Source organism: Leptospira licerasiae serovar Varillal str. VAR 010, from assembly GCF_000244755.1.
Lineage (GTDB): Bacteria > Spirochaetota > Leptospiria > Leptospirales > Leptospiraceae > Leptospira_B > Leptospira_B licerasiae.
In genome coordinates this window covers 200,282-225,994 of the sequence record NZ_AHOO02000006.1, presented here as the reverse complement: position 1 = coordinate 225,994, position 25,713 = coordinate 200,282, and the positions used below count along the sequence as shown (strand labels likewise).

24 protein-coding genes are annotated in these 25,713 nt (G+C 41.2%); 16 read left to right on the top strand and 8 right to left on the bottom strand.

The window, feature by feature from the left end; all coding sequences use genetic code 11:
* Nucleotides 1-20: 20 nt before the first annotated feature.
* The 4 genes from bioB to serB all read left to right on the top strand — a co-directional run bounded on the left by bioB (nucleotide 21) and on the right by serB (nucleotide 3,076).
* Complete coding sequence (gene bioB, locus LEP1GSC185_RS09270) at nucleotides 21-1,115, top strand: biotin synthase BioB (protein ID WP_008590563.1); 1,095 nt, start codon at nucleotides 21-23, stop codon at nucleotides 1,113-1,115.
* Between the two features lie 147 nt (nucleotides 1,116-1,262).
* Nucleotides 1,263-1,436, top strand: a complete 174-nt coding sequence (locus LEP1GSC185_RS20025; protein WP_008591702.1) for a hypothetical protein — start codon at nucleotides 1,263-1,265, stop codon at nucleotides 1,434-1,436.
* A 23-nt stretch (nucleotides 1,437-1,459) separates the two neighbouring features.
* On the top strand, nucleotides 1,460-2,203 hold the full coding sequence (locus LEP1GSC185_RS09265) for a GDSL-type esterase/lipase family protein (RefSeq protein WP_008590117.1): 744 nt from the start codon (nucleotides 1,460-1,462) through the stop codon (nucleotides 2,201-2,203).
* 6 nt (nucleotides 2,204-2,209) lie between these two features.
* A complete protein-coding gene (serB, locus tag LEP1GSC185_RS09260; protein WP_008591487.1) occupies nucleotides 2,210-3,076 on the top strand; it encodes a phosphoserine phosphatase SerB in 867 nt (288 codons plus the stop codon).
* 82 nt (nucleotides 3,077-3,158) lie between these two features.
* Here the strand turns inward: serB and mutS are convergent, their stop codons facing one another.
* Together mutS and LEP1GSC185_RS09250 are read right to left on the bottom strand one after the other, a co-directional pair.
* Complete coding sequence (mutS, locus tag LEP1GSC185_RS09255) at nucleotides 3,159-5,717, bottom strand: DNA mismatch repair protein MutS (protein ID WP_008591172.1); 2,559 nt, start codon at nucleotides 5,715-5,717, stop codon at nucleotides 3,159-3,161.
* Nucleotides 5,686-6,348 (bottom strand): phosphoribosylanthranilate isomerase, encoded by a 663-nt coding sequence (locus LEP1GSC185_RS09250; RefSeq protein ID WP_008591674.1) that lies wholly within the window; start codon nucleotides 6,346-6,348, stop codon nucleotides 5,686-5,688. Before LEP1GSC185_RS09250 ends, mutS begins: the two co-directional genes overlap by 32 nt.
* 95 nt (nucleotides 6,349-6,443) lie before the next feature.
* On the opposite strand from LEP1GSC185_RS09250, the gene LEP1GSC185_RS09245 reads away from it, so the two are divergent.
* Nucleotides 6,444-7,142: a purine nucleoside phosphorylase YfiH/LACC1 family protein gene (locus LEP1GSC185_RS09245; RefSeq protein ID WP_008591013.1), complete on the top strand. Its 699-nt coding sequence runs from the start codon at nucleotides 6,444-6,446 to the stop codon at nucleotides 7,140-7,142.
* Between the two features lie 25 nt (nucleotides 7,143-7,167).
* Here the strand turns inward: LEP1GSC185_RS09245 and LEP1GSC185_RS09240 are convergent, their stop codons facing one another.
* From LEP1GSC185_RS09240 to LEP1GSC185_RS09225, 4 genes are all read right to left on the bottom strand, one after another.
* Entirely contained in the window at nucleotides 7,168-7,575 is a 408-nt protein-coding gene (locus tag LEP1GSC185_RS09240) for a response regulator (RefSeq protein WP_008590287.1), read from the bottom strand.
* 108 nt (nucleotides 7,576-7,683) lie between these two features.
* The gene (leuB, locus tag LEP1GSC185_RS09235; RefSeq protein WP_008590680.1) at nucleotides 7,684-8,760 is read right to left on the bottom strand and encodes a 3-isopropylmalate dehydrogenase; all 1,077 of its coding nucleotides are present in this window, start codon (nucleotides 8,758-8,760) and stop codon (nucleotides 7,684-7,686) included.
* A gap of 19 nt (nucleotides 8,761-8,779) precedes the next feature.
* Nucleotides 8,780-9,994 carry an aspartate aminotransferase family protein gene (locus LEP1GSC185_RS09230; RefSeq protein ID WP_008589826.1) on the bottom strand — a complete coding sequence of 405 codons (1,215 nt, stop codon included), beginning with the start codon at nucleotides 9,992-9,994 and terminating at the stop codon, nucleotides 8,780-8,782.
* Nucleotides 9,991-11,757 carry a phospho-sugar mutase gene (locus LEP1GSC185_RS09225; RefSeq protein WP_008589661.1) on the bottom strand — a complete coding sequence of 589 codons (1,767 nt, stop codon included), beginning with the start codon at nucleotides 11,755-11,757 and terminating at the stop codon, nucleotides 9,991-9,993. Before LEP1GSC185_RS09225 ends, LEP1GSC185_RS09230 begins: the two co-directional genes overlap by 4 nt.
* An 83-nt stretch (nucleotides 11,758-11,840) precedes the next feature.
* Between LEP1GSC185_RS09225 and LEP1GSC185_RS09220 the strand changes: the two genes are divergently transcribed.
* Together LEP1GSC185_RS09220 and LEP1GSC185_RS09215 are read left to right on the top strand one after the other, a co-directional pair.
* Nucleotides 11,841-12,206, top strand: a complete 366-nt coding sequence (locus LEP1GSC185_RS09220) for a hypothetical protein (protein ID WP_008590716.1) — start codon at nucleotides 11,841-11,843, stop codon at nucleotides 12,204-12,206.
* Between the two features lie 22 nt (nucleotides 12,207-12,228).
* Nucleotides 12,229-13,371, top strand: coding sequence for an aminotransferase class I/II-fold pyridoxal phosphate-dependent enzyme (locus tag LEP1GSC185_RS09215; protein ID WP_008591773.1), 1,143 nt, complete (start codon nucleotides 12,229-12,231; stop codon nucleotides 13,369-13,371).
* On the opposite strand, the gene LEP1GSC185_RS09210 is transcribed toward LEP1GSC185_RS09215, so the two are convergent.
* Nucleotides 13,269-14,417, bottom strand: a complete 1,149-nt coding sequence (locus LEP1GSC185_RS09210; protein WP_024864002.1) for a hypothetical protein — start codon at nucleotides 14,415-14,417, stop codon at nucleotides 13,269-13,271. The genes LEP1GSC185_RS09215 and LEP1GSC185_RS09210 overlap by 103 nt on opposite strands.
* A gap of 33 nt (nucleotides 14,418-14,450) precedes the next feature.
* Here LEP1GSC185_RS09210 and LEP1GSC185_RS09205 point away from each other — a divergent pair, with 33 nt between their 5' ends.
* The 9 genes from LEP1GSC185_RS09205 to LEP1GSC185_RS09165 all read left to right on the top strand — a co-directional run bounded on the left by LEP1GSC185_RS09205 (nucleotide 14,451) and on the right by LEP1GSC185_RS09165 (nucleotide 24,334).
* Nucleotides 14,451-15,224 (top strand): LOG family protein, encoded by a 774-nt coding sequence (locus LEP1GSC185_RS09205; protein WP_008590446.1) that lies wholly within the window; start codon nucleotides 14,451-14,453, stop codon nucleotides 15,222-15,224.
* Nucleotides 15,225-15,313: 89 nt separating this feature from the next.
* Nucleotides 15,314-15,589 carry a 50S ribosomal protein L28 gene (rpmB, locus tag LEP1GSC185_RS09200; protein ID WP_008590546.1) on the top strand — a complete coding sequence of 92 codons (276 nt, stop codon included), beginning with the start codon at nucleotides 15,314-15,316 and terminating at the stop codon, nucleotides 15,587-15,589.
* Nucleotides 15,546-16,241 (top strand): endonuclease III domain-containing protein, encoded by a 696-nt coding sequence (locus LEP1GSC185_RS09195; protein ID WP_008591719.1) that lies wholly within the window; start codon nucleotides 15,546-15,548, stop codon nucleotides 16,239-16,241. Before rpmB ends, LEP1GSC185_RS09195 begins: the two co-directional genes overlap by 44 nt.
* A gap of 10 nt (nucleotides 16,242-16,251) precedes the next feature.
* Nucleotides 16,252-16,683: an acyl-CoA thioesterase gene (locus LEP1GSC185_RS09190; RefSeq protein ID WP_008591302.1), complete on the top strand. Its 432-nt coding sequence runs from the start codon at nucleotides 16,252-16,254 to the stop codon at nucleotides 16,681-16,683.
* A 1-nt stretch (nucleotide 16,684) separates the two neighbouring features.
* Complete coding sequence (locus LEP1GSC185_RS09185; RefSeq protein ID WP_008591197.1) at nucleotides 16,685-17,101, top strand: peptide chain release factor family protein; 417 nt, start codon at nucleotides 16,685-16,687, stop codon at nucleotides 17,099-17,101.
* 6 nt (nucleotides 17,102-17,107) lie between these two features.
* Complete coding sequence (gene uvrC / locus LEP1GSC185_RS09180) at nucleotides 17,108-18,988, top strand: excinuclease ABC subunit UvrC (RefSeq protein WP_008591681.1); 1,881 nt, start codon at nucleotides 17,108-17,110, stop codon at nucleotides 18,986-18,988.
* A 50-nt stretch (nucleotides 18,989-19,038) separates the two neighbouring features.
* Entirely contained in the window at nucleotides 19,039-21,174 is a 2,136-nt protein-coding gene (locus tag LEP1GSC185_RS09175; protein ID WP_008590374.1) for an LIC11755 family lipoprotein, read from the top strand.
* A gap of 11 nt (nucleotides 21,175-21,185) precedes the next feature.
* Nucleotides 21,186-22,574, top strand: a complete 1,389-nt coding sequence (locus LEP1GSC185_RS09170; RefSeq protein ID WP_008590903.1) for an LA_2168 family protein — start codon at nucleotides 21,186-21,188, stop codon at nucleotides 22,572-22,574.
* The gene (locus LEP1GSC185_RS09165) at nucleotides 22,571-24,334 is read left to right on the top strand and encodes a phospholipase D-like domain-containing protein (RefSeq protein ID WP_008591252.1); all 1,764 of its coding nucleotides are present in this window, start codon (nucleotides 22,571-22,573) and stop codon (nucleotides 24,332-24,334) included. Before LEP1GSC185_RS09170 ends, LEP1GSC185_RS09165 begins: the two co-directional genes overlap by 4 nt.
* Here the strand turns inward: LEP1GSC185_RS09165 and LEP1GSC185_RS09160 are convergent.
* The gene (locus LEP1GSC185_RS09160) at nucleotides 24,314-25,642 is read right to left on the bottom strand and encodes an O-antigen ligase family protein (protein WP_024864003.1); all 1,329 of its coding nucleotides are present in this window, start codon (nucleotides 25,640-25,642) and stop codon (nucleotides 24,314-24,316) included. The two genes, LEP1GSC185_RS09165 and LEP1GSC185_RS09160, sit on opposite strands and share 21 nt — an antisense overlap.
* Nucleotides 25,643-25,713: the final 71 nt, after the last annotated feature.

Here is a 25,713-nt window from a genome sequence, read left to right as displayed (position 1 = left end):
CCTCGGAAACTATCGGCAGAATGAAACTTAGTCTAGAAACTCCTCAAGTCACTGAAGAAAAAATATTTTCAGAGGTGCCAAGCATTATAGATCGAGAGGAAACACATGCCATTCTAAGCGGCCAGATCCCTTTGACAGAGGCTTTGGACAAGGCATATAAAGTCCGTGAAAAATACTTCGGTAAAACAGTCCGTATCCATGTTCTAGACAATATTAAGAACGGACATTGCCCCGAAGACTGCGGTTATTGCGCTCAAAGAAAGAATGCAGATTCCGGAGTCCAGGAATACTCCATGAAATCCCCGGAAGAGATCTTCCAGGATGCAGCACAAGCTAAGGAGAATGGAGCCTATCGTTTTTGTATGGTTACTGCCGGAACAGGACCAAATTCATTAACCACCGAAAAACTTGCATTCACTATCGAAAAGATCAGCAAAGAACTTGGATTAAAAGTCTGTTTGTCCGCGGGTCTACTCGACAGGGAAAAAGCGGAACGTTTAAAAGCTGCCGGTCTTGATAGATACAATCATAACCTAAATACTTCTAAGGCACACTATCCAGAAATCTGTGACACTCATACCTACGAACAAAGAGTAGAGACCATTACCCATTTGATGAAGGCCGGAGTAGGAATGTGTTCCGGTGTGATCGTTGGAATGGGAGAATCCCTTTGGGATCTAACGGATGTTATATACGAGATCAAGAACCTAAAAGTGATCTCTATTCCTGTGAATTTTTTCATCCCGGTTGCAGGACATGCGATCAAAAATCCCCAAAGTTTAACCCCTGAATTTTGCCTCAGAACGCTTATTGCATTTCGTTTGGTGAACCCTGACTCGGAGGTCCGTATTGCTGCGGGAAGAGAAGGGCATCTCAGAGGATTGCAAGGAATGGCTTTATACGCCGCAAATTCCTTGTTTGCTAGCGGCTATTTAAACGTAAAAGGCTCCGATGCTGCGGACACGATCCGAATGATCTTAGACTCGGGATTCTATCCAGAATTCTCTTCCGGCGTTGGAGAAGAAATAGATTGGGAATCCGCTTTAGGAAAAGACCATCCTTACGCTCGTGAAAATTTCCCGGAACTTTACAAATATCGGAAATCCTTGAAATAGTTTTTTTGGATTACGAACCAAAATCGTATAGCATTTTCGGACCTAGTATGGGAAGATTCCCAGGCTCGGTGGTTTTCCAAGATAAATTTCGGAATAGATTGAAACTCTGGTAGGGATGAAAATCCTGGATATAACGGAGATTGTCGGATGAAATACAAAATAGAGATCAATAAACTAAAAAACGGCTATATAGAAGCCAAATTGATCGATACAGTTTCCAACAACCCAATTGAATTTCGTATCTGCGACACGGAAGAATATCTGCAAGCTCAGATTGCTGATTGGCATAAACGATTTCATATGAAAGAATCCGAGAACTGAGAGTTTTTAAAGGGACCGTTCAAATGAAAGTATTAGGGATTTGTTTTTTTCTTCTTTCCCTAATCTCTTGTTCTGTTTTCCAACCTAGGGTAATATACGACTACTATAATCCCGATTTCAAATGTGTGGACAAAGTCGGTATCAGGAATTCTGACGAATGGGAATCTTACCAAAAATTGTATTTGGAAGCTGTTCTTATCTACACAAATGAGAACGAAAAATTAAAAAAAGCGAATATAGTTTTCGTAGGAAATAGTCTGATCGCTGCCATTCCGCCGGATCTGATCCAGGCAGATTTTTCGGGTTCAGTGAATCGAGGGATCGCCGGGGATATGACGGAACTTCTTTTAAATCGCCTGGATTCCACGGTTCTGAATCTAAAACCTTCTACAATTATCTTAGAAATCGGTGGGAATGATATTCGAGACGGAAAATGTCTGGATTATATAGAAGGCATTCATAGGCTTTTGATCCAAAAGATCAGAAAAACTCTTCCGAATACTAAAATTTTGATTTTGGGAATTCCTCCGGTTTTGAGCCGGAATGTAAATTCAATATCGCCAATCGTAAATACTTGGCTTTTGCGGTTTGCAAATGAGAACCAAAATGTTCAGTTTTTGGATATCTGGCCTGAGTTCAGACAAAAAGGGATCCCTTTTCTCAGAGAGGAATTGGCATTTTCTTATGACGGAAAAAAAGATCCGATCCACATCAACAGAGATGCCTATATCATCTGGCTTCGCAAAATTAAATCCCTTCTAAGATAGTCTTAAGTGATCTTATTTTTCAGTCCAAAAAACGATTCGGACCCCCAAAGATTATCCGAGGCACTTTCCGACCGATTCAAACAACCAGTCTTTATAGAAAGAAGGACTGAAGTTTCCAAAGAATACGTATGCGATGTATGGAAGACGGATCGTGTATTCCAAAGAGAAGAATTACTTTATCTCAGGCAGGAATTACAAAGATTCCGTAAGATCGATCTGATCCAAATCTTTTCCTTTTTAAGCAACGGAGCCCTATTCTGCTTCGACATGGATTCCACCCTGATTAAAGAGGAAGTCATAGACGAATTAGCAAGATACGCAGGAGTCTATGAAGAAGTAGCACATGTTACTAAGGAAGCTATGGAAGGAAATTTGAACTTTCACGAAGCTCTCCGAAAAAGATGCTCTTATCTAAAAGGTCTTCCTGTGTCCATATTCGACGAATTGTATTTTAAATTACACGCGAATCACGGTGTCCCCGAATTGTTCCAAGGTTTAAGGAAGAAGAACGCAAAAACGGCTGTATTCAGCGGCGGATTTATCGATATATTAGAAAGATTTAAACAAGAATATTCCATCGACGAGGTCCGTGCGAATTATTTGGACAGAGAAGGGGATAAACTTTTAGGGACAGTATCCGGAACCGTAGTGGATAAAATTATCAAAAGAGATTCTCTTTTGGAGCTACAGTCCCGCTTTCAAATGAGTAAGGAAAATGTAGTAGCTGTCGGCGACGGTGCAAACGACCAACTGATGTTGGAAGCATCGGGGATCGGGATCGGATTTCATGCAAAGGAAGGTCTTAAGACCAATATTTCCAACTGGATAGACTTTGCTTCTATGGATGTTCTTTTGTATTTGTTTACGGAATAGCCCACGATCAAGGACGTCCCACATTTATTGTCTTCACAGCTCTTTGCCTCTGCGTGAGAAAAAACGAGGAGCCGCCCCTTGTTTATCCCCTCGAGCTCACTCTTTTCTTCCAATCATCCAAAAGTTTTAAAGCTTCTATCGGAGTCATAGAGTCGATCGGAAGATCTGTGATTTCCTTTTTAAAATCCTGCCAGAACTGAGTATCACCATTAGGTGCGCTCATGTCTTGGAATAGGGAAGGTTCCCTAGTTTGGATACGGATTTCCTTTTTCCTGGATTCCATATCCGTGAGAATTTCTGCGGCACGTTTTACGACTGAATCAGGAACACCTGCAAGTTGGGCCACATAGATACCGAAGGATTTTTTAGCCTTACCTGGTTTTACTTTTCTTAAAAAAATTACTTTGTCGTCCTTCTCCACTGTCTCCATATGAAGGTTCCAAACTCCAGGAAGCCTAGAAAGTTCAGTAAGTTCGTGATAATGGGTGGCAAAAACGGTTTTAGGTCTTGGGTGCATCTCGGAAAGAGATTCTAAGATAGCCCAGGCAATGCTCATCCCGTCGTAGGTGGATGTTCCTCTTCCTACTTCATCAAAAAGTAATAAAGATTGAGAAGTGCAGTTCCTAAGAATATTTGCAGTCTCTTTCATTTCTACATAGAACGTGGATTCTCCTGCATTCAGGTTATCTCCCGCACCGATTCGAGTGAATAATTTGTCTAAGATAGGAAGTTTTGCGGCCTCGGCAGCCACACTTCCACCGATCTGGAATAAGATCTGATTGATCGCGATCTGCCTCATGAATGTGGATTTACCTGCCATATTAGGACCAGTTAGGATCGCGATCGAGTTTTCTTTTCCATCTAAGCCCACATCGTTTGGAGTGAATTTTGCACCTACTGGAAGACTAGCCTCCACCACAGGATGTCTGGAAGATTTCATTTCCAGAGTGGAATCTTCGCTCAGTTCAGGGCGTATCCAGCCGAATTTTTCCTCGGCTTTTAAGAGAGCGATTTGGAAATCTAGATCTCCAAATTCTTCCGAAACGAGAAGAAGTTCGGAAGAATATTCCAAAACGGTTTGTACCATTTTTTCGAATTCAACCTTCTCCACTTTTTGGATGATCTCATCTGCTTCTAAAATTGTTCTTTCTATCTCTTCCAATCTGGCAGTGGTAAATCTTTCGGATGTAACCAGAGTTTGTTTTTTGAGATATTCTTTAGGAGCCTGCTCTGCTTGTGCGCGGGAAATCTCTATAAAATATCCAACAATCTTATTGTACTTGATCTTTAGAGTGGAAAGTCCGGTTTTTTTCTTTTCTTCCGTTTCTAATTCTAAGATCCAGTCCGCACCTTTGGAGCCTGCTTCTCTGGCCCGATCCAGGTTTTTATCGAATCCGTCTTTCAGAAATTTACCATTCCCTAATATAACCGGAAGTTCTTCCGTATGGATCCTATCTTCGATATGGACTTTTAGGTCGTCCAATTTGTCCGGTTTGGAGATCGGATAACCAAGAGGAGAAAGTAAGCCGATAAGAGAATCCAATGTTTGGATAGAAGAAAGAATTGTTTTAAAATCCCTAGGATAGGCCTTGTTTCCTCTGAATCTTGCTAGAATTCTTTCCAAATCTCCAAGATCCTTCAGAGCTTGGGTCAAATGGGCAAAAGGGACTTTTTTGATGATATCCTGTTTTTCCCATCTGGATTTCAGAATAGCCGGGTCCGTTTCCGGAAATAAGATCCTCTGTTTTAAAACTCTTTTTCCCTTGGCAGTGCTGCAAAAATTTAGAACGGAAAATAGAGTATGGCCTTTGTCTTCTTTTTCGTTTTCAATCAACTCCAGGTTTAGGATGGTCTCTCTATCCATCTCCAAATAGGAACCTGTTTGCAGAATACGCGGTTCTCTTAATGTAAGAGTCCCATCCCTGTAATTTTCTCTAATATAATATTCTAATGTTTTAGTAACCGTCTGGAACGGATCGTTTGAATTCTCCGATCCGACTTTAGATGCGTCCAAAACGGTCAGCTCTCTTTCTCCGAAATTGGGCCAAGTCCTGATCCTTTCCAGGTCTTGAGAAAATACACAAATTTCACTCGGTTTAAATTTTACGAATTCTGATTCCAAAACTTGTGTCCTGGAAATTGGAACTGCAAAATGTAGGACTTCCCCTGTGGAAACATCTGCCATTCCCACAAAGATCAAAGCGGCTTTCGGGACCAACACGCATAGATAATTATTTTGGAATCCTGAAAGCAAATGTTCTTCTATAACTGTTCCAGGAGTGATGATTCTCACTACGTCTCTGGTCATCAGTTTTGTATTTCCGTCTTCGGGTCTGGATTGTTCGCAGACCGCTATCTTCTTGCCTGCAGAAAGCAACCTGGAAATATATCCGTCCTTACTATGGAACGGTATACCGCACATCGGAACTGAGTTTTGTCTTTTTGTAAGCGCAATATCTAGGATCGCTGAGGCAATTTTTGCATCTTCCAAAAACATCTCATAAAAATCTCCCATTCGGAAGAATAGGATAGAATCAGGGAACTTTGCCTTGATCTCCAGATACTGCCTCATCATCGGAGTATCCAGGGCTTCCGTCAGATCCGGAGAATTAGTTTCCGTTGTAAGAGAATTGTTTTGCATTTCTGATAAAATTCCGAATGAGTTTTTGGTCCTTAATTCCGGGAGAAGATTCCACGCCGCTAGCCACATCCACTCCGTATGCTTTGGTTTGCGAAAGTGCCTTCGCGACGTTCTCCGGAGTTAGTCCACCTGCGAGTAGATAAGGCCTTCTGACTTCCGAAACCTGTTCCCAAGGAAAACTTTCTCCTGTGCCTCCACCTGCTTCCGAATTATAACTATCTAATATCAATAAATCTGAATTTAGGAAACGGAGAGAGTTATCATTCACATTTCCGCGAACACGATAGGAAATAATTCTGGAATCCTTGGTTTGGAATAGCGGGGAAGTTTCGCCCGGAGCCAATGGGTCGTCGCTAACGTATTGGACATAGTCGTGGTGCAAATTTTTTAAAATTGCTTCTATATATTGGGTTGAAGATTTATAAAAAAGGAATACGATTTTCGGGCGTAAAAACGAAGGAACGGAAGTATATAAATAGGTGACTAGGATCTCAGCTTCTTTAGGAGAAACCAATCTTGGGCTGGAAGATACAAAATTGATCCCGATCAGATCGGCTGCTTCTTCCACGCAGATTTTAAGATCGTCTACTTTTCGTATTCCGCAGATTTTTACTTTAGGGGTTTGGGACATGGGATTTTTTTTCCGGGATTGTATTTTGATTCCGTTTCCGGCTCGAAATATTTCCTCTCTTTTCTATACAAGACCAGGACTTCCCCAAGTCAAGTATGATCGATCATAGATTTTTTCTAGAAGATAAAAGAAGCCTTAGGCTTTTGATCCTGGGAAACAAAGAAGCTTCCGGAGATCCAAACGATCCTAATTTTATCAGAGAAAGGGTGGCCCAGGCTTCAGGAGTCGCGGGCGCCGAAGTATTTTTTATGAATCAGGAACACGGAACTACCATCCTGGAAGCAAACGGATCTCCTGGTCCTGACATTCCTGTAGGGGATGCACTTTTTACCACTGAACCTAAAAAGATCCTAGTCGTAAAAACCGCAGATTGTATGCCTATTTTCTTTTGGACAGGTAGGCCTGCTCTTGTGGGTGTGATCCATTCCGGCTGGAAAGGAACTCTTGCAGGTATTACGGAAAAAACCTTAGGCCATGTGCAGAAAAGATATGGAGTCGATCCGGAACTAGTTCACTTTTATCTTGGACCGTATGCTACCGGCAAACACTACGAAGTCGGAGAAGATGTGGCTTCTCTTTTTCGTAAAGAAGTTCCGAGTTCTCTGAAAGCTTTGGAAGAACCTGGAAAGTTTCTTTTAGAACAAAAAACTTTCTTACTTCATAGAATCAAAGGTCTGGGGATCCAACCTTTTTTGGAAACTGCCGGGGTTTGCACCATGTCTCCCAATTCTAAATTTTTTAGTCATAGAAGGGGAGATACTGGTAGGAATCTGAATTGTATTTGGTTGGAATAGAACCCTAAAATTTACAAGATCAGAATCAAACTTTGATCGCTTTTCGGACGGTTGCGTTTGCTTTTTCTAGGACTTTTTCTCTTTTGATCGGTTTTACTAGATAGTCCATGATGCCGTCTTCGGTTAAAGCCTTGATGACTGCCGGAGTGTTTTCGTCGCTGATCACGATCACTCTGGGAAGAACTCCCATATCTTTCATTTCGTAAAATGCAGCAAAACCGTCTATCACAGGGAGGTGAAGGTCTAATGTGATCAAGTCCACCTTTCGGTTTTCCTTGTACATATTCAGGAGTTCTTTTCCAGTTTCCGCAAAGCCGACCACTTCGTAACCTTCGGATTCCAGGATCTGAGCCAATTGTTTGGCTTGGAATTTAGAATTTTCCGCAATGATTACCTGATAAGGTCTTCCTGATGGAGCTACTCCGCCTTTCATCCAGTCACCGTCCCTGTTAATTCAAGAAATTTCCAGAAAGTTTCATTCATTTAGTATTTATATACGTAAAAATATGAAATTTCCTGGCATGGAATTCAATTCCAGGCTTTATAAAACCTTCTCAATTTCTATTCCGATTTCTTCCGTTCCCAAAATTTCGGCGCCTTTCTCGGCGATATCTTTGGTACGTTTTCCTGCGGAAATCACTTTACGGACCGCAGTTTCTATCTTTTGCGCTTCTTCTTCCATAGAGAAAGAATAACGTAAGAGTAGGGCGGCACTCAAAATCTGAGCGATCGGATTTGCGATCCCTTTGCCTGCGATATCCGGAGCAGAACCACCGGAAGGTTCGTATAGACCGAAACCGGATTCGGAAAGGGAAGCGGAAGGAAGCATCCCAATGGAACCTGTGATGATGGAAGCCTCGTCCGAAAGAATGTCTCCGAACATATTCTCGCAAAGGATTACGTCGAATTGTTTCGGATTTACGATCAGCTGCATTGCCGCATTGTCCACGTAAAGATGAGATAATTGGACGTCAGAAAATTCTCTTTTGTGCAGATCGATCACCACTTCTTTCCAAAAAACGGAAGTGGTTAATACGTTTGCCTTATCAATACTAGTGACCTTATTGTTTCTTTTTCTCGCGGCTTCGAATGCAACTCTTGCTGCTCTTTCGATCTCTCTGCGAGAATATCTCATTGTGTCGAATGCAAATTCTTCTGCTCCGCTTCCTTCTCTACCTTTTGGCTGACCGAAATAGATCCCTGAGGTTAATTCTCTTAGGATCAGGATATCCAAACCTTCTCCGATAATTTCAGGTTTGATGGGAGAAGCATTTCTAAGCTCGGGATAAATGATCGCCGGTCTAAGGTTGGCGAATAGATCGAAGTGTTTACGCAAAGGAAGAAGAGCCCCTCTTTCCGGTTGTTTTTCCGGAGGAAGAGATTCCCATTTAGGTCCTCCCACGGAACCGAATAAGATCGCATCCGATGCTTCGCAAAGTTTTAATGTTTCGGGTGGAAGAGGACTACCGGTTTTATCGATAGCCGCTCCTCCTACTAAGGCCTCCGTAAATTGGAAGTCGGAAGTTTTGGAGCCTAACGCTTTTTTAAGAACGGAGAGCGCCACCTTCATGACCTCGGGGCCGATTCCGTCCCCTGCTAATACGGCTACTTTTTTCATAGAGATGTTGTTTTCCTTTTTATTTCTGTGCTTCTAAGACGGATTCAAGAATATCCAGTCCTTCGTTCAAATATTGTGTCGAGATCGTAAGCGGAGGCATGATACGAATGACGGTATCTCCTGTTGCATTTACGATCAGTCCTTTTTCCAAACAGAGTTCCGCGATCGGTCTGGAGGGAACGGTTAATTCCACTCCTATATGTAAGCCTTTGCCTCTGATCTCTTTGATGACCTTATTCTTTTGTTTCATCTGGTTCAAACGGCTGAACGCGATCTCTGAACAAGAGTTTACGTTTGCAAGAACGTCTCTTGTTTGGATTATCCTAATGGTTTCGTATGCGATTGCCGCAGCGAGATGATTTCCGCCGAATGTGCTTCCATGAGTACCCTTTGATAGAACATTTTGGTATTTTTCCGCAACGATCAATGCGCCCATAGGAAATCCAGATCCTAGTCCCTTTGCTAGAGTCATCACATCCGGAGAAAAACCGAATGTTTCGAAGGCAAACATAGTTCCTGTTCTTCCGAAACCTGTTTGGATTTCATCTAAGATCAAAAGGGCTTCGTTTTCTAAGGTTAATTCCCGGACTAGATTCATATATCCGTGGGAGAGTGGAATGATCCCACTTTCTCCCAAGATAGGTTCAGCTATGAATGCTACCACTCTTCCGGCAAATCTTTCGAATGCATCCACTAACTCTTCTTCGTTGTTCGGGCTAACGAATTCGATTCCTTCTAATAACTTTCCAAAACCGGTATGCATTTTTTTCTGTCCGGTTAAGCTGATCCCAGAGACGGATCTTCCATGGAAACTTTTATGGAGAGAAATGATGACTGGATCGTGTATCTGTTTCTGCTCCGCGTAAGCTCTTGCTAGTTTGAAAGCGGCTTCGGTTGCCTCCGTTCCGGAATTACATAGGAATACTTTTCCAGGAAAAGTATTCAGGATAAGAAGTTCCGCTAAACGGGACGCCTCTTCCGAATAGAACCAATTAGAAGTGTGCATTAGTTTGTCTATTTGGTTGCGGATCGCCTCTATGATATCCGGATCGCTATGTCCCAGATTTGTAACAGCCACACCTGCTAAAAAGTCGATGTACTGTTTGTTGTCTTGGTCGAATAATAATTCGTTTGCTCCGTACCGGAATGCAACAGGGTAACGATTGAATAAGTCTAGAAGATACTTGTCTGTAAGTTCTTTTGTCTTTTGGAATTCGGATGCAGTTTCGTTCATGATAAACCAGCCAATTGTAAAAATAAGGACTCTGTTTCTTTCAATTCTTCTAATAAACTTTCTGTGAATTTTGGGATCTCAGCTTTGGTCTTAGGAGAAGTCCTACTCTTGAAAGAAGAATAAATTTTGATCTTAGGCTCAGTCCCGGAGGGACGGATAGTCAGCTTAGCCTGACCTTCTAATTCTAATTGGATCACATCGGAAGAGGGAAGTCCCGAAAAAGCGGATTTAGATGCGCTTCCTTTTGCGATCTTATTCTTGAAATCTAAAAAGCCGGTGACCTTTCTTTTGCCAATGGACCTTCCGATCAGGTCATTGTCCCTGAGAGATTGGAGAGAATCCTGGATCTTCTTTTTGCCTGCAAGTCCTTCTAAGGTCAAAGACTTTAGACTTTCTTGATAAAGTCCGTACTTCAAATAAATCTCGTCCATATAGGAAAGTAGATCTTTTTTTTCGGACAGAACTTCCATGAGTAGAAGTGCAGAAGATAGACTATCTTTGTCTCTTACGAAATCCACAGGTAGATAACCGTAGGATTCTTCTCCCCCGAATAGGAAGTACTGGGTTTTACTTTTATCCAGTTTTCCCATCACTTCCGCGATAAACTTAAAACCCGTTAGAACATTTTTGAGTGCGATCTTGTTCTTCTTTGCGATCTCAGCTTGCAGATCCGTAGTGACTACGGTTTTTACAAGAACCGGTTTTTTACCCTTTTTAGGTTTGGAGCCTACCTTCTCCGCTAAGTACGCAGCTAAAATAGAACCGATCTGGTTTCCGTTTAGAAGTGAGTAACCACCTTTCGGATTTTTTACTCCGATCCCAAGTCTATCCGCGTCCGGGTCTGTCGCTATAAATGCGTCGGCTCCGATCTTTTCGGAAAGTTTCCTGCTCAATTCTAAAGCTTCCGGTTCTTCCGGATTCGGGAATTTGACTGTAGGAAATTCTCCATCTGGATCTTTTTGTTCCGGAACCAGAGTTACGTTTTTGTATCCGAATTCTTGTAGTAACTTCTTCATATATTTTCCTCCGGTCCCATGGAGAGGAGAATATACTAATTTGGTTTGGGATCTTTCTTTAGGACTGACCTTTGAGGATACGATCCCTGATTTTTTAAGAGCTTTTAAATAAGAAGAAAAACAATCCTCTCCCGCTTTTTGGACTAACTTTTTGTATTTTGGGTCTTTGGAAGAAAGAAAAGGGATCTCATTCCAATCCTGTACCTTGTCGATCAAGGAAATGATCTTTTTATCGTCAGGAGGAGCAAGCTGCTCTCCTTTGGAAAGATAAGCCTTGAACCCATTATATTCGGGTGGATTATGAGAAGCAGTGAGAACCACACCGCCGGTTGCTTTATAATAACGGACTGCATAGGAAAGTAAAGGTGTAGGAGCCACTTCGGAGAAAAGGATCACCTTGATCCCGAAAGATGCGGCAACTCCTGCGGTGACTTCCGCAAATTCTCTGGATCTTCTTCTGGAATCGTAAGCGATCACAAGGATCGGCTTTTTGGATTTTTGGACGAGGTATCTAGAAAAACCTAGGGCAGCTTTTCCTACGGTGAATTCATTCATTCTACCGATCCCGTTACCGATCCTTCCCCTCATTCCTCCGGTCCCAAACTCTAGGGGAACGGTGAACGCCTCTATTTCTAAGCCGCTAGTTTCTCCCTTTTTGTATCTGTCCAGGATGGCTTTTGCTTCTTTTTGCACCTGGGGGGAAAACGGGGACTTGGTCCAGGATTCAATGTGGGATTCTGTGCTCATATATTTCTCTAGTTCACCCTATACTTGGAATAAAAAATCTAGTTCTTCCAGGTTCAAGACGTTTTTTCGCCGATTCTATTAGTATGGAATCTAATGAAATTTCCCGAGAACAACATAGGGAACTGGACTCACTCAGAGCGGTATTGAGGAACATTTCCTTTCTTCTATTTTTACTTTCCGGAATTTTAACATTCGGAGCCTTTTTAAAGGACGCTCCGGGAAAGATTGTAATCCAAGCTGTGTCCGCGGTTTTGTTTTTTATCCTGGGGATTTTGGGTTATGGAGCCTCTCTTTCTTTCCGTAAATCCTTGGTCTTGGAAGAGAAGGACCCGGAACAGATCCTATTTGCTCTCAAGGACCTGAGATTTTTCTTAAACGGACTAGGTTGGATATTACTCGGTCTATTTTTACTTTCTTTCTTCGGAGCTTTTGCGTTGCTTCTTTCCTGAATGAGTAAACCATGCTCAGGGAGTGGATTTAAGAGAATTTTTCATAGAAGATCGTCTTGAAAAATTTAGGACGGAAGCTCCTTGTAATCTGGGAGAGAGCGGGATCCGAAACCTGGATCTGGGAGAACTTGCAGAATATCTAAATTTAGATCTGAGAGAATTGGGAACACTTTCCTTAGCAGACTCTCCTAATTCAGGCAGAAAAGATCTAAGAGAAGAAATTTCAAAACTTTATACAAACGTTTCTCCGGATCAGGTTCTTGTGACTACCGGGACCGGAGAAGCTCTCTTCATTGCATTTCATTTACTTTTAGAAAAAAAGGATATCGTCTCTTTATTTTGGCCTGCATTCCAGGCATTGTATGAAGTACCAAGATCTCTCGGGGCGAATCTGCAAAAAGTGGACCTTCTTCCTAGACTCGAAAGTAATGAGTTAGGATTCGGAAAAGAGAATCTGAACAAACTTTTTCAAAATTCTCCTAAACTTGTCGTATTCAATCACCCTCATAATCCGACCGGAATCATTGCAGAAGAAGATGATAAAAAAGAATTACAAAAGCTCGTCGGAAATTTTTCGAATTGGATCTTATTCGACGAACATTATAGATTTCTTTCGGAAGAAAAGGATCTGGGTTGGAGCGGTTTCGGTATATCTGAAAATTCAATCTCTACGGGTTCTGTCACAAAATGTTTCGGTGTGATGGGACTTAGGATTGGTTGGCTCATCGGTCCTAAAGATTGGATCTCAAGAGCTAGGTCCATGAAGGATTATCTGACCCATACAGTTTCTCCTATCTCTGAGTTTTTGACTTTGAAACTTCTGCAGAATCGTAAAAGTTTGCAGGCTAAGATTAGGGAAAATTTGAAAGCGAATATCCGAAGCTTCGCCCATGCAGAGGCAGTAGGCAAACTCCCAGGAATCCAAAATTTCAAAGAACCAAGAGGCGGAGTGGTTGGGTTTGCGAAATTGCAAGAGGGCTTGCAGTCACGCGTCTTTGCGGATCTATTGTATGAAAAAGCGGGAATATTCGTTTTACCTTCCGCTGATTTTGAAACGGAAGGTTATATCCGGCTCGGATTCGGCGAAACGGAAGAAAGATTTCGTTTGGGCCTTGCGCGCTGGAGTAATTTAGGATCGGAACTGATCGCTCTTTTGAATAAATAAGCGATCTGTCTATCCCTTACAAAAGATCCGGACTCCAATGTAAAATAGGATTTTCCCAGGAATATATGAGGACTTTCTAATATACTTTCGAAACGGGAATTTTCTCCGGCAGGTTTCCAGCTCCATTCCAGATCCCTGATCCCTATTTTTAAGATTTCTCCTTCGATCTTCCAATATGTGGCGCCTGTCCTGAAAGGTAATCCTTGTCTAAGTCTTGGATCTTCTTCCTGTAAGATGTCCGGTGAGATCCAAACTCCGAGTGGAAATAGCATAGGTCTTTCCGGATCTATTTCTATTTCTTTTGTGTGTCCATAGACCCAGACTTCTGTCCTATACACTCTGTTCGGGCTAGGGTAACTGTCTTCGTATAAATTCCCTAATTGATGAGATAGAACTCTCATGGATTGGATACGCACTTTCCATTTTCCAGGTTCTCCCACAGGTAGCACTGATTCAGGCAAACAATCTTGGAACAGATCGGAAGGAACGGAGGTCTCCCATATCACGAATGGAGAAAGTGTAAGAGTGCTTATTTGCGGAAACCATACTTCCCAGAAATACGGTTTATTTCGGAGGTGGAAGTTTTCTTTTTTGCGGATCTTCTTCTTTGTTTCCTCTTGGAATAAATTTTCTCCGGGTTGAAATGCTCGGAAACTAGGCTCGGAGACTTGGATCTTGGATTTCCAAGGAAGAAAAAATAGCAAAGACCAAATAGAAACCTTATGTTTTCTGACCCGATGGACTTTCCGTTTTGCGTTTGGAAAAATTTCTTCCGTTTCTGTTTCGGTAAAGGAGAAGGGAGGAAGATTTGTTGTCCAGTCTTCGGTCGTGGCAGCTTCTTTTCCGTTTAAATTGCGAAAATACCTGGAATGAGACTCGCTTGTTACGTAAGGATCTAGTCTTTTTTGGAGTCTGATCCTTCCCGCTTCCCATTTAATGGAAAGGTGGAAGAGGGAAGACCGGAAGCGGGAAAAAATTTTTTCTTTTAAACTTTTTAGTCCGATCATTCTTAGAGATAGGTTAATAGACAGAGTTGGGAAAGGCAAGCCTAACTTCCCCTAAAAAAAAGGAAAAGAAATATGGGAAGAACGTCCTTAGAACATGAAGAGTTTTTAAAATCCATAGATGCGTTCCATCTAAGGGTACTTGCAGAAATAGATTATCCTCAGTCCTTATTCAGGGAAGGTAAGATCAAAGATACGATCTGTATTTTTGGATCGGCCCGGATCTTAAGTCCGGAAGAATGTAGGGAGAAAGAGACCAGAGACCTCTCCGAATCGGAAAAGAAATTATTCCTAAAACAAAAAGAGATGTCCGTTTACTATGAGGATGCTAGAAAAACAGCACGACTCATCACCGCTTGGGGAAAGGAGATTTCAAAAGATACCAGGCGAATGGCTGTTTGTACCGGAGGTGGACCTGGTATTATGGAGGCCGCTAACCGAGGAGCAAAAGACGAGGACGGACCAAGTCTAGGTCTGAATATCAGACTTCCTTTTGAACAATTCGTGAACCCTTATGTGGATCCGGAAATCAGCGTTGAATTCCATTATTTCTTTATGAGAAAACTTTGGTTTCTCAGATTGTCCATGGGAGTGGTGGCGTTTCCTGGTGGGTTCGGGACAGTGGATGAGTTATTCGAGACTTTGACTCTCATCCAGACAGGAAGGAATAACCGGAAAATCCCTGTGATCCTTTACGGAACCAAGTTCTGGCGGGAGATATTTCATCTAGAAAGTATGATAGATTACGGACTGATTGAAGCGGAAGATCTGGAATTGATCACTTACTGCGATACTCCTGAAGATGTTTTGGAAACATTAAAGAAGAAGGTTCCCTTGGATTTGGAATAACTTCCAAAAATGAGAGAAATTCTAGGATTTTTCCCAAATCTTTTTGGTTTCCTTGACATAAGCAACTTATAGAAAACTATGGTCGCAGTATGGCCAGAAAATGTGTTGTGACAGGGAAAGGTACGATATCCGGAAACAATGTTTCCCACTCTCACCTTAAAACCCGTAGAACCTGGAAAATCAACCTGATCAAAAAACGTATCTTCTTAGAAGATGAGAATCGTTGGGTAACCGTTCGTATCTCTACTCGCGCTTTAAGAACCCTAAAAAAGAAAGGGATCAAAGCTGCGATCAAAGATAACGGCGAATCACTAAAAGCACTTGCCCCGAAAAAGTACGTCGGAATCCAAAAAAAGGCAATCTAGTCCTTCTTTTTCCCCGACTCAGGTATATGTATCCCGGATTTACTTCCTGCTTAGGAAGGAATTCGGGGACGTAAATTCTCCTCTCCAATATTCCAAAGACTACGAATTTGCGATCTCGGTAATCCTTTCCGCTCAGTGTACTGACGAAAGAGTAAACCAGGTTAGCCCTATTCTTTTCGCAGAGTTTCCTACATTGGAATCTCTCGCTTCTGCTCCTTTAAAGAAGATAGAAAAGATCATTTATCCTACAGGGTTTTATCGAAATAAGGCAAAGTCTGTTTCCGGTTTTGCGAATCTTCTTCTACATGAATACGGCGGCAAATTGCCAAAGAGTATTAAGGAACTGATCAAACTTCCCGGTATAGGAAGAAAAACGGCAAACGTAGTATTAAATGAGATACACCATATTTCGGAAGGATTCGTGGTGGACACTCATGTAAAAAGAGTTTCTAAAAAGTTAGGTCTTACCAAACAAACCGACCCGGTAAAAGTGGAGAAGGACCTAATGCAAAATGTGCAACCGGAATACTGGATGGATCTGTCCTTGTATTTTATATTTTTAGGAAGAAAATATTGTAAGGCGCATAAGACATTCTGCGAGACTTGTATCCTTAGAAAAGAATGTCCTTCTTCCACTTCACCAAAAGATTAGAGAGGCCAAAATGAGCGTAGAAGTCTTTTTAGATGAAAAAATCCAAGGAATGGAATTAAGCACTCAACATATAGTCATGTCAAGGGACTTAAACCAGCACGGCTTTCTTTTCGGCGGTCAGATGTTAGCTTGGATCGACGAAGGTTGCGCGATGTTCGTTATCGAAAAAATAGGATATTCTAATCTTGTGACTGTAACGATGGACAACGTAATCTTTAAAAGCCCCGGTCTATTAGGCGAGATCATTCAAATTTTTTCTAAAATAGAAAAAGTGGGAAAAAGTTCCATCACCATCCGAAGCGCAGCGATCGCAAAGAGTCAGAAAAAAAAGGAAATAAGAGAGATCATAGATTGTAGGGTAACTTACGTCTGCTTGGACGATTCCGGAAAACCGTTCCCTTATTTCAGTCAATTCGATCCGGAAGAATTCCTAAAAAAATAAAATGGCTGCTCAATTCCCTGTCTCTCCGGAAAAAGTAAACCTTCTTCTTGCCAGAATGAAAAAGCTTGGCATCCAAGAATCCGATCTGGAAGAAACTTTTGTAAGAAGCGGCGGAAAAGGTGGACAGAACGTAAACAAGGTTTCGACTGCAGTTCGATTGTTTTATAAAAAGACAGGTCTCGAAATTAAATGTTCCATTCATCGCACCCAAGGTTTAAACAGATATAAGGCGAGAATCCTTCTATGTGAAAAATTGGAGGCCGAAATTTTAGAAGCCTCTAAAATAGAAGATCCTAAACTTACAAAGATCAGAAAAGCCAAGGCGGATAAGGCAAGAAAAGCCAAAAGAAAGATTGCTTCCAAAACTTTGGCAGGTCTAAAAAGAAAAACCCCGCCGAAAGATTGGGACGAAGAATAGTAAATCATGCCTGAAGTAGTCAATCATACTCTGATTGTAGAAAAACTCAAAAACCTTACCGGTTCTCCCGGATGTTATCTTTGGAAGAATTCGGAAGGAGAGGTGATCTATGTAGGCAAGGCAAAAAACTTAGACAAAAGGATCCGTAACTATTTAAAAGATAAACAAACCGATCTAAAGACCAGATACCTGCAGAGAGAAATTTTCGATCTGGATTGGTTTGCAACCTCTACTGAAAAAGAAGCTTTAATTTTAGAAGCTACTCTGATCAAAAAACATAATCCTAGATACAATGTTCGTTTAAAGGACGACAAAAAATATCCGTATATCTGTGTTTCTCTTTCGGAACCGTATCCGATGGTGTTTATCACACGTAAAATTAAGGATAACGGAGATAGATATTTCGGTCCTTTTACGGATGTAAGGACCACCCGCGAAATTTTAGATGTAATCCTTCGTATTTTTCCGATCCGAAAAGTCCGTCAAAAGCTTCCTCTTCCCAAACCGAAACGTCCTTGTTTGAATTTTCAAATGGGAAGATGTCTGGGCCCTTGCCAAGGAACTGTTCCGGAAGCTGAATATGCAGTAATCGTAAATCAGATCATACAATTTTTAGAAGGGAAAAAAGAGGTCCTTGCAACCGAACTCACTAAACGTATGGAGGAATACTCCGGAAAACTAGAATTCGAAATTGCTGCTCGTTACAGAGACATGCTAGGGCGATTACAGATTTTCCGACAAAAACAGACCGTTGTGAGTATGGACGGTGGAGATGAGGATATAATCGCATTCGCACGTAAAGAGGACGAAGGTCAAGTAGTACTCATGGAAGTTCGAGGCGGACTTTTAGATAATAAAAAATCTTTTCCTTTGCAAGGTGTGCAGAATTCCACGGAAGAGGAAATATTGTCCTCCTTCTTCCGGGATTATTATATGAGCGCTGGAATGATCCCTGCAAGTATAGTAGTTCCTTTCGGTTTAAAAGAAGAAGGGGAGACCGTGTTGGACTTCCTACAAGAGAAAACCGGATTCAGACCTAAATTACGATTTCCTAAAGCAGGTGAAAAAAAATCCCTCTTAAAGATCGCAGAAAAAAACGCGGAACTCGGACTGACTGAAAGACTTCTCGCCACTCATTATAAGGACCAAACGGTAGCTCTAAAAGAGATACAAGAAATGTTCCAATTAAAAGAACCTCCGCATATTATGGAATGTTACGATATTTCCCATTTCCAAGGGTCATTTCCTGTGGCAAGCGGCGTGATGTTTGTGGAAGGAAAACCGTTCAAACAAGGATACAGAAAATATAATATCAGAGGTTATGAAGGGATCAACGATCCTGGAATGATGCATGAGGTGATTTCCAGAAGGTTGCAAAGGATCATCAATGAAGACGGGGTAATGCCTGATCTGATCGTAATTGATGGAGGTCCTACTCAGCTTGGAAAAGCATGTGAGGCTGCGGTGGAAGCAGGAGCCGCAAATCTTCCCATGGTAGGACTTGCCAAAAAAAGAGAAGAGATCTATTTTCCCGGAGAAACTTCTCCTTATAGTTTCGATATGAATTCGCCCGGGATGAGATTGCTTCGTCATCTCAGGGATGAGGCACATAGATTCGGAGTCGAGCATCATCGTTCTAGACGAAATAGAGAAGCTCTTACAGGTTTAATCAGAGAAGTTCCGGATATAGGATTAAAAAGAAGTAAACTGTTACTCCAATCATTTTCGGGGCAAAAAAAAATAGAAGAAGCGAATATTGCAGAGCTCATGAAGGTCCCAGGAATTGGAGAAGCGTTAGCGGAGAAAATTTATAATTATTTTCATTCCGCAAATTCTAAATATTCAGCTGGAATCACAATTCCGGAAAATTCCACTTCTAACCCCTAAAAATCGCAAGTGATCGGTTTTTCCTCAGACAAGTAGTTCTGGAGGAAAAAATGCGAACAATAATATTCAATCTTGGTCTTTCGATCATCATCGTCTTAGCTTCTTGTAAACAGAGCTCGAGTTCAGAGTATCTCTGGGAAGGATCTCAAAAATCCGTTCAATTCCTATATGATCCAATCCGATCGGAAGATCCGAAACTCATTTCTGATTTGGTCCAAGAGAACGGTCAGGTCTGCTTCGTTTCCGGAGAAGATCCAAATTTCCGGATCAGTATCTGTATAAAGGAAGAGGAAATATCGGAATTTGAAAAGGTTCTTTCCGCTTGGAAAGAGGGAGCCTTGGTTCCTGAATTTGGATCCACACTTTCCGATAACTCTGAGTATAGAATAGGGACTTATCTATTTTCCGGAATTAAGAAAAAGTTAGAAGATCCAAAATTTGCTATTGTAGGGGATAAAAAACTAAGGTCCATAGGCTCCGGAACTGTTCTCTGGGACAGATCTAATATCAGTCTCAAAAATCATCTTAAAACTTTTAGTATATTCTTCCTTTCTAATGGAGTATCTTTTTTAATTCTTCCTCCTTTTGGAGGATCCGAAGTCTTTTTGGGTATTTACTTTAAATCCCCTAACTTGGAAAACGAGATCCAAAATTTGGTTCGGACTAAAAACCAGATCGGATTGGAGACTTGTAAATCTTCTCTGCCGATCATCACTGAGATTTTTGGAGAAACGAATTCGAATTTAGGAAGATGGATCGAGATCTATAATCCGAATGGTTTCCCGATCTGCGAAGAAGGTTTGGAATTTAATCTATTCGGTAACAAGGCGCCGATCCCTGTAACTACCGGTTTTATTTCGGCTCACGAGACTCGGATCTATGCGGAAGATTCCGCTTCTTTGGAAAGGCTCTCTCTTTTAAACCTCAAATGGGGGGATCTGAAGAAATACGGTAAAATTTTACTGAGTCGATTAGATCAATCCGTTGAATTTAACCTTCCCGGAACAGGTTATTTATTCGGAGAAACTTATTATTCATGGAACGGTAGCTCTTTCTCCCGTTGTGAAATTATTTCAAAGTTTTGCATGGATCCTGGAGAAAATCCCGCTTATAACTTAGAGACTGAATCCACTTGCGATCCGAATGATTTTGAAATAGAGGAAATAAACCCCAACGGACTAGTTCATAATGGAACTCTACAGTCTGATTGGAAGTATTTAGATCTGGTCTATCGAGGAAATAAAGTTTGTGATCCCTCTTCTTTAATGATTAGTTGGGGCAAAAATCTTTTTCCGATCAAGATCTCTAAAAAAATTCAGGCAGATGAACTTCTTAGCATTGGAAATCTTCCGTTCCTATTAGGAAATCCTTTCTATTCACCGGCCAGTTTTCAATCGGTTACTCCGAGTGATCTTATCTCCCTTTCGGGTTCCTCCGGAAAGGAGAAGGTTCTTTGGGATGGGAATTTCAGAACTAGTAAAGGAGTTCCCACTCGGATTGTACTCCAAAAAACGAATGGAGAAACCGTAAGCATTTGTTTTGAGAATGGACAAACATTTCTTCATCAGAATACGAGTATAGCTTTTTCAAACGCAAGTTTGCGGACCAATTTGCCTCAATCCTCAATGTATGCAGAAAATCCCAGGACTTCTGCCGGTAGAAAGTTTTGCCACAGACCGGAAGTTGAGAGTAAGATCCAATTTTCGGAAGTTTCTTGGATGGGATCTTACCAAGGAGTAGATCCGATTTCTAAAGATAGGTTTCTGGAATTTGTATCCGTCTCGGAAAGTTCTCCCGATTCAGCATATTTAGAGATCATCCAAAGTAATGGGACTTTGGTTTCCATTCTTCTACCATTGGAGAAAGAAACTCCGACTGTACTTTCTTCCGGAAAATCTGTCTGTTTTCCGCATACGGAGTTTTGGAAGGATGCAAGTTTTAGTTTACCTTCATCCGGATCGAATCTTCTTAAAATTTCAGATCCACATACTGGAGAACTTTGGGATGAATTTACTTATAGTTCCGCCGGTCCCGGAGTAAACGATACTCGGAATAAGATCCGAAAATCCACATATTCTAAAATAGAATCAGGAGTGAGAGTCTGGTCCATAAGTTCTTACTCCGGAAGACCGTTTAGGGATAGCAACTGCAGTCTGACGGAAGCTCATCCTGGGATCTTGGAATAAGAAGGTGATTTATGAAAAGAATCTTCTTCTTATTCGTACTTTTGCACGCCCATATTATATCCGCTGATGATGTTCGTGATCCATCTTTGGAGATCTATTTTCAGTGGATCCTGTTTCGGACCCAAGGAAGGATCTCGGAAGAGAAGGAGCATTCCAAGATTTCGGCCTTAACTTCGCCCGCGGTATTCGGATTTAAAATTGAGAAGTCTACGGAAAAGATCCGAGCAGACATAGAATGGAATCTTGTTACTACTTCCAATTCCGGAACATTCTTCTTACCCGGTAAAAACTCATATATCGGAATTCTTTATAAAGGATTTTTATGGGGGGCAGGAAGAAGATCTGATCCGGAAGAATTTCCTGCTTGGTCTTCTTGGAAAGACGGAGTAGAAGGCCTGTTCGCAGAAACTGAATTGGATCGCACCAGAATACGATTCGACTTTTTGGATCTATACAGAGGATTTCCTTTATCAGAAAACCAATGGTTGAAACTACAGGGAAGGGAGTTTTTTCTTCCAAAACAGGCAAGAGACGAACTTATCACTGAAAAAGACTCAGCATACTCTTCACAATCCAGATACAGAGCCGGTATAAGCCTAACGGGAAATAAAGAAGATCGTTTTATATACAAATTCAGAGTGCGTTATCTATCTTTGGGAGACTGGGGAAGATTCGGTTCAGATACAAAAGAATCCAGATCGGAAACTACGGAAGGTGACAAAGATTATTTAGTAGAATGGAAAATCGGGCTCGGATTTCTGTGGAAGTTCTTTTATGTTTCCGGGGACTTTTTTCTTTCCAGAGGGATCGATAAAACGGGATATCATCCTGCACGATTGGACAGATCGATACCGATTAGCGGAGAAGCTTTTCGGTTTGATTTAGGTTTTTATAATACATTCGGACAAATTTCCGTTTTTGGGCTTTTACCTGACAGAGAGAAACGATCCTCACAAGGTGAAATTTTAGAAATGGGTTTTGTCGGAATGGGATCTTCTCCTGTTTCGAACCCTATCTTGCAACAAGTTTGGGGTTTTTATCCTTCTGCTTGGATTACTGACCGCGGATTAGAAAGAGAAGATACCGATTTTCCAGGTAAAAGACCTGCCAATCTGTTCGGCTGGAAAGCGGAAGGGAAATTTTTCGGAGTATCCCCCGGAGTTCATTTTACCTATATCGGATTTTTGAAAGAAGAGAATTCTTCCTCCGGTCTATGGACAATTTCATTCAGAAATATGCATAATAAATTTCTAAGAGAAGCAGGTGTAAGTATTGTCTGGTCTGCCTTGCAAGACGAATCTGCGAGGATCGAATTAGATATTGGAGGCTTTGAATCGAACGAAACAACAGGGCTTAAACAATGGTACATGCTCTTTCGTATTGGAGGGGTTTGGAAATGAAAATATTCTGTATATTTTGGTTTTCGATCCTTTGTTTTTTACGCTGCGAAAGAACAGAAGAAGATGTTTCCGTTTTTTGGGAAGATGACTTATATCCTAAAGTATTCTTTTCATATCCGGGTAGATTCGTACCGCTCGGTAAAAAGAGAAATGTTCGAGATGAGATACTGCACATCGTCCGAGAGTCCAAAAAATCTATTTATATGCATCTTTATTCTTTCGACGATCCGGAGATTGAAGAGGAACTTATAAAGGCATATCGAAGAGGCGTTCATTTAGAATTCATGGGAGAATGGGGAAAAACTTATCCAAGCTCTATCCTACCATTTCTAAAATATTGGGAAGGCACTGGTTTACAGCATACGAAGGTTTTGGTCTCCGATCAGTCATTGGTGTTTATCGGAACCGGGAATTTTACATTTTACGGTTTAGAACAGGATCATAACGGATATATAGAATTTATACTGAACCGAAAAGAATGGGAAAACTTTTATTCTTTTCTAAGAGAAGAATATCCATTTCCTACTTTGAGAATTGGCGAATTAGAATTTTGGAATTCTCCTATCGAAGGAAATTTGATCCAGAATAGGCTTTTGGATTCAGTTTTTTCTTCTAAACATTCGATTCGTTATTTGATCTTCGATCATTATGATCCAATCATAAGCTTCGGATTTACTCGCGCAAATCATGGATCCATTAGCGGGATATACAATCGCCCGGTTGATCCTGAAGGAACAATTCTATCCGGCATTCCCGGGGTAGAGATCTCAGAAGACGGAAACGAGGATATTTTAGATGATCCTAATATTGGAAAAGGAGGACTCCTCCATCATAAGACCATGATCTTGGATGATCTAGAAGTTTTGACCGGATCCTATAATTATTCTTTGAGCGCCAGGGATTCCAACAGAGAGATTCTCATTCGAATCAAGGATGCGAGAGTCACTAAAAAATTTAAAGAAGAATGGGAGAATATTCTAGTTAAATCCAAGCCGATAGAGATCTCGGAACCTACATTTCCTGTTGATACGAATACTCACAGTTTCGACGTCGACAACGATCTGATTTGTAGATCGGAAATACAATCGGAAGAAACGTTTTTGGAAATCGGATTTGAATGGTTTCGTTGGAATAATTTCTATAGATGGAAAGAAGAATCCTGTAAATCTATCTCGGATTATGAATCGATTAGTTCCAGATTTTTCGGAGGCAAAAGTGAATTTCCGAAAACTGAAACGGAAAGCTTGGGAATCCGATCGTTCTCCAGAAATGGAATATCAGGATTTACTCTTCCTAAATCCGATCTGATGAAGGAATTTCATTCTACGATCTTAAAACCTTCTCTATTTTTAAGGCCATCCCAATTTTTAGGAACGGCAGGAGCCTGGGTTTTTCCGAATAATACTGAACTGAGTAAATTTCTGTCTGAAAATTCCCCCCAGCAGGTATGGATCTTAGAAAGGGGAAAACTTCCGAGATTATTAGGAGTTTCATTAGAAGAAGGAGTGTATTATCTTTCTGAGAGTGTAACTTCGAATTCCGGCGTTATACTCCTTGGATACGAGAACTTTGGGCTATATTTCTGTTTTAAGTCGGTTAATTATAATCTGAATTGGCCGGAGCAAGTATTATTTGCAGTTTACAATTTTAGAGAAGCCTCCGAGTTTCCCGATCAATATTCTGAATCTAATTTGGAATACTTTGCAGAACAGGGAATTCCAAACCGAAGGAGAAAGAACTTATGCGTTATTCCGCTTTGATATTAGAAATTCTCCTTTTACGAAAAGGCCTAATAAGATCCAGAATAGGATGACCACCTCGTCATCCTGGAAGTAACACTGGAATAAACCTGAAACAAAAAATCCGATCAGTCCATAAAAGAATAATATGATCTGAAAGTCTTGCTTGGATTGGAATAGATACGCGATCAGGATTGCTCCTAACCCCAAATAGATCAATGCCGCAGGGATACCGAATACCGAAGCGAGATGGAAATAATCGTTATGTGCGTGTCCTCTTTGAGTGACTTCGTAAAAGTAGGAGAGTTCCGGATATTCTTCGGAATGTGAGATCCTAACTTTTTCGATCTCTTTATTGTAATTCCCGGGACCTACTCCTATGATCGGATTCTTTTGGATGAGTGGAAAACTGGAATCCCAGATGAATGTTCTTCCTGAATCGGTGTGTTTTTCTTTTCCAAAGAGTGGCCCGATGACCTTCTTTCCTGCAGGACTAATTGCAAGTACAAGTCCTATCAAAATTAGAAGTCCTAAGAAGAGAGAAGCTCCCTTTATCAGAAAAGATCTTGAAAATTCCTTTCTGATAAAGAATAAATGAACTCCCGCAAAGAAGATACTTACCCCGGCTCCAATCATGCTAGATCTTGCCTGGTTTAATAAGAACACTAAACAATATAAAAAGAGAAGAAGCCCTGCAATTAGGATCTTTTTCTTATCCCCTTGGATGAGAGTCCTTAAAAAACCGAATACTGCAAACGCCGAAAAGAATTGTAGCAACCCTCCGAAGGTCAAATGAGTGTTCATCAAACCTATGGAGATATAAAGAGGGATGGAAGAAACAGAACCCAATGGGTGAGTGAATCTATAACTACTGGAGGTTTTGTATAGATCGCTGATGAGTCTGGAAAGACGGACAGGAGTAAAACCTCCAGCAACTCCTGTGAATACTAGGATCAAAAAAAGCCAGAAGAGAGCTCGATAAATTTTGGGTAGATCTTCCTTTGTTGTAAATCCTACGGAAAGGAACCCGAAAAATAGGAAGAAGTCTTTCAGCTCTCCGTTCCAAGCAGCCTTTGTATATCCTGTGGAATTATCAAATACAAGATGGATCAGAAATACGATCCCGTACCAGAGAAAAAGAGAAATCGAAATTTTAGAAATAGGATGATTGGGTAGGATGTCCTTCCAATTTCCTATCTTCAGTTGGTCCGCCAGTCCGAAAAAAAAGGAAAGCACCAGAAATCCCTGGCTAAGGCTGACCGAAATTCCGATCGAAGGTAGGGTGGCGAGTAAACAGAATAGATGCGCTTTTTTCAAAAACTCTTTCATCCGGATTCTGGAAATAATCTCACCGATCTGTTCTTTGTAAATTCGATTATTTTTCACATAGATTTCTGTAA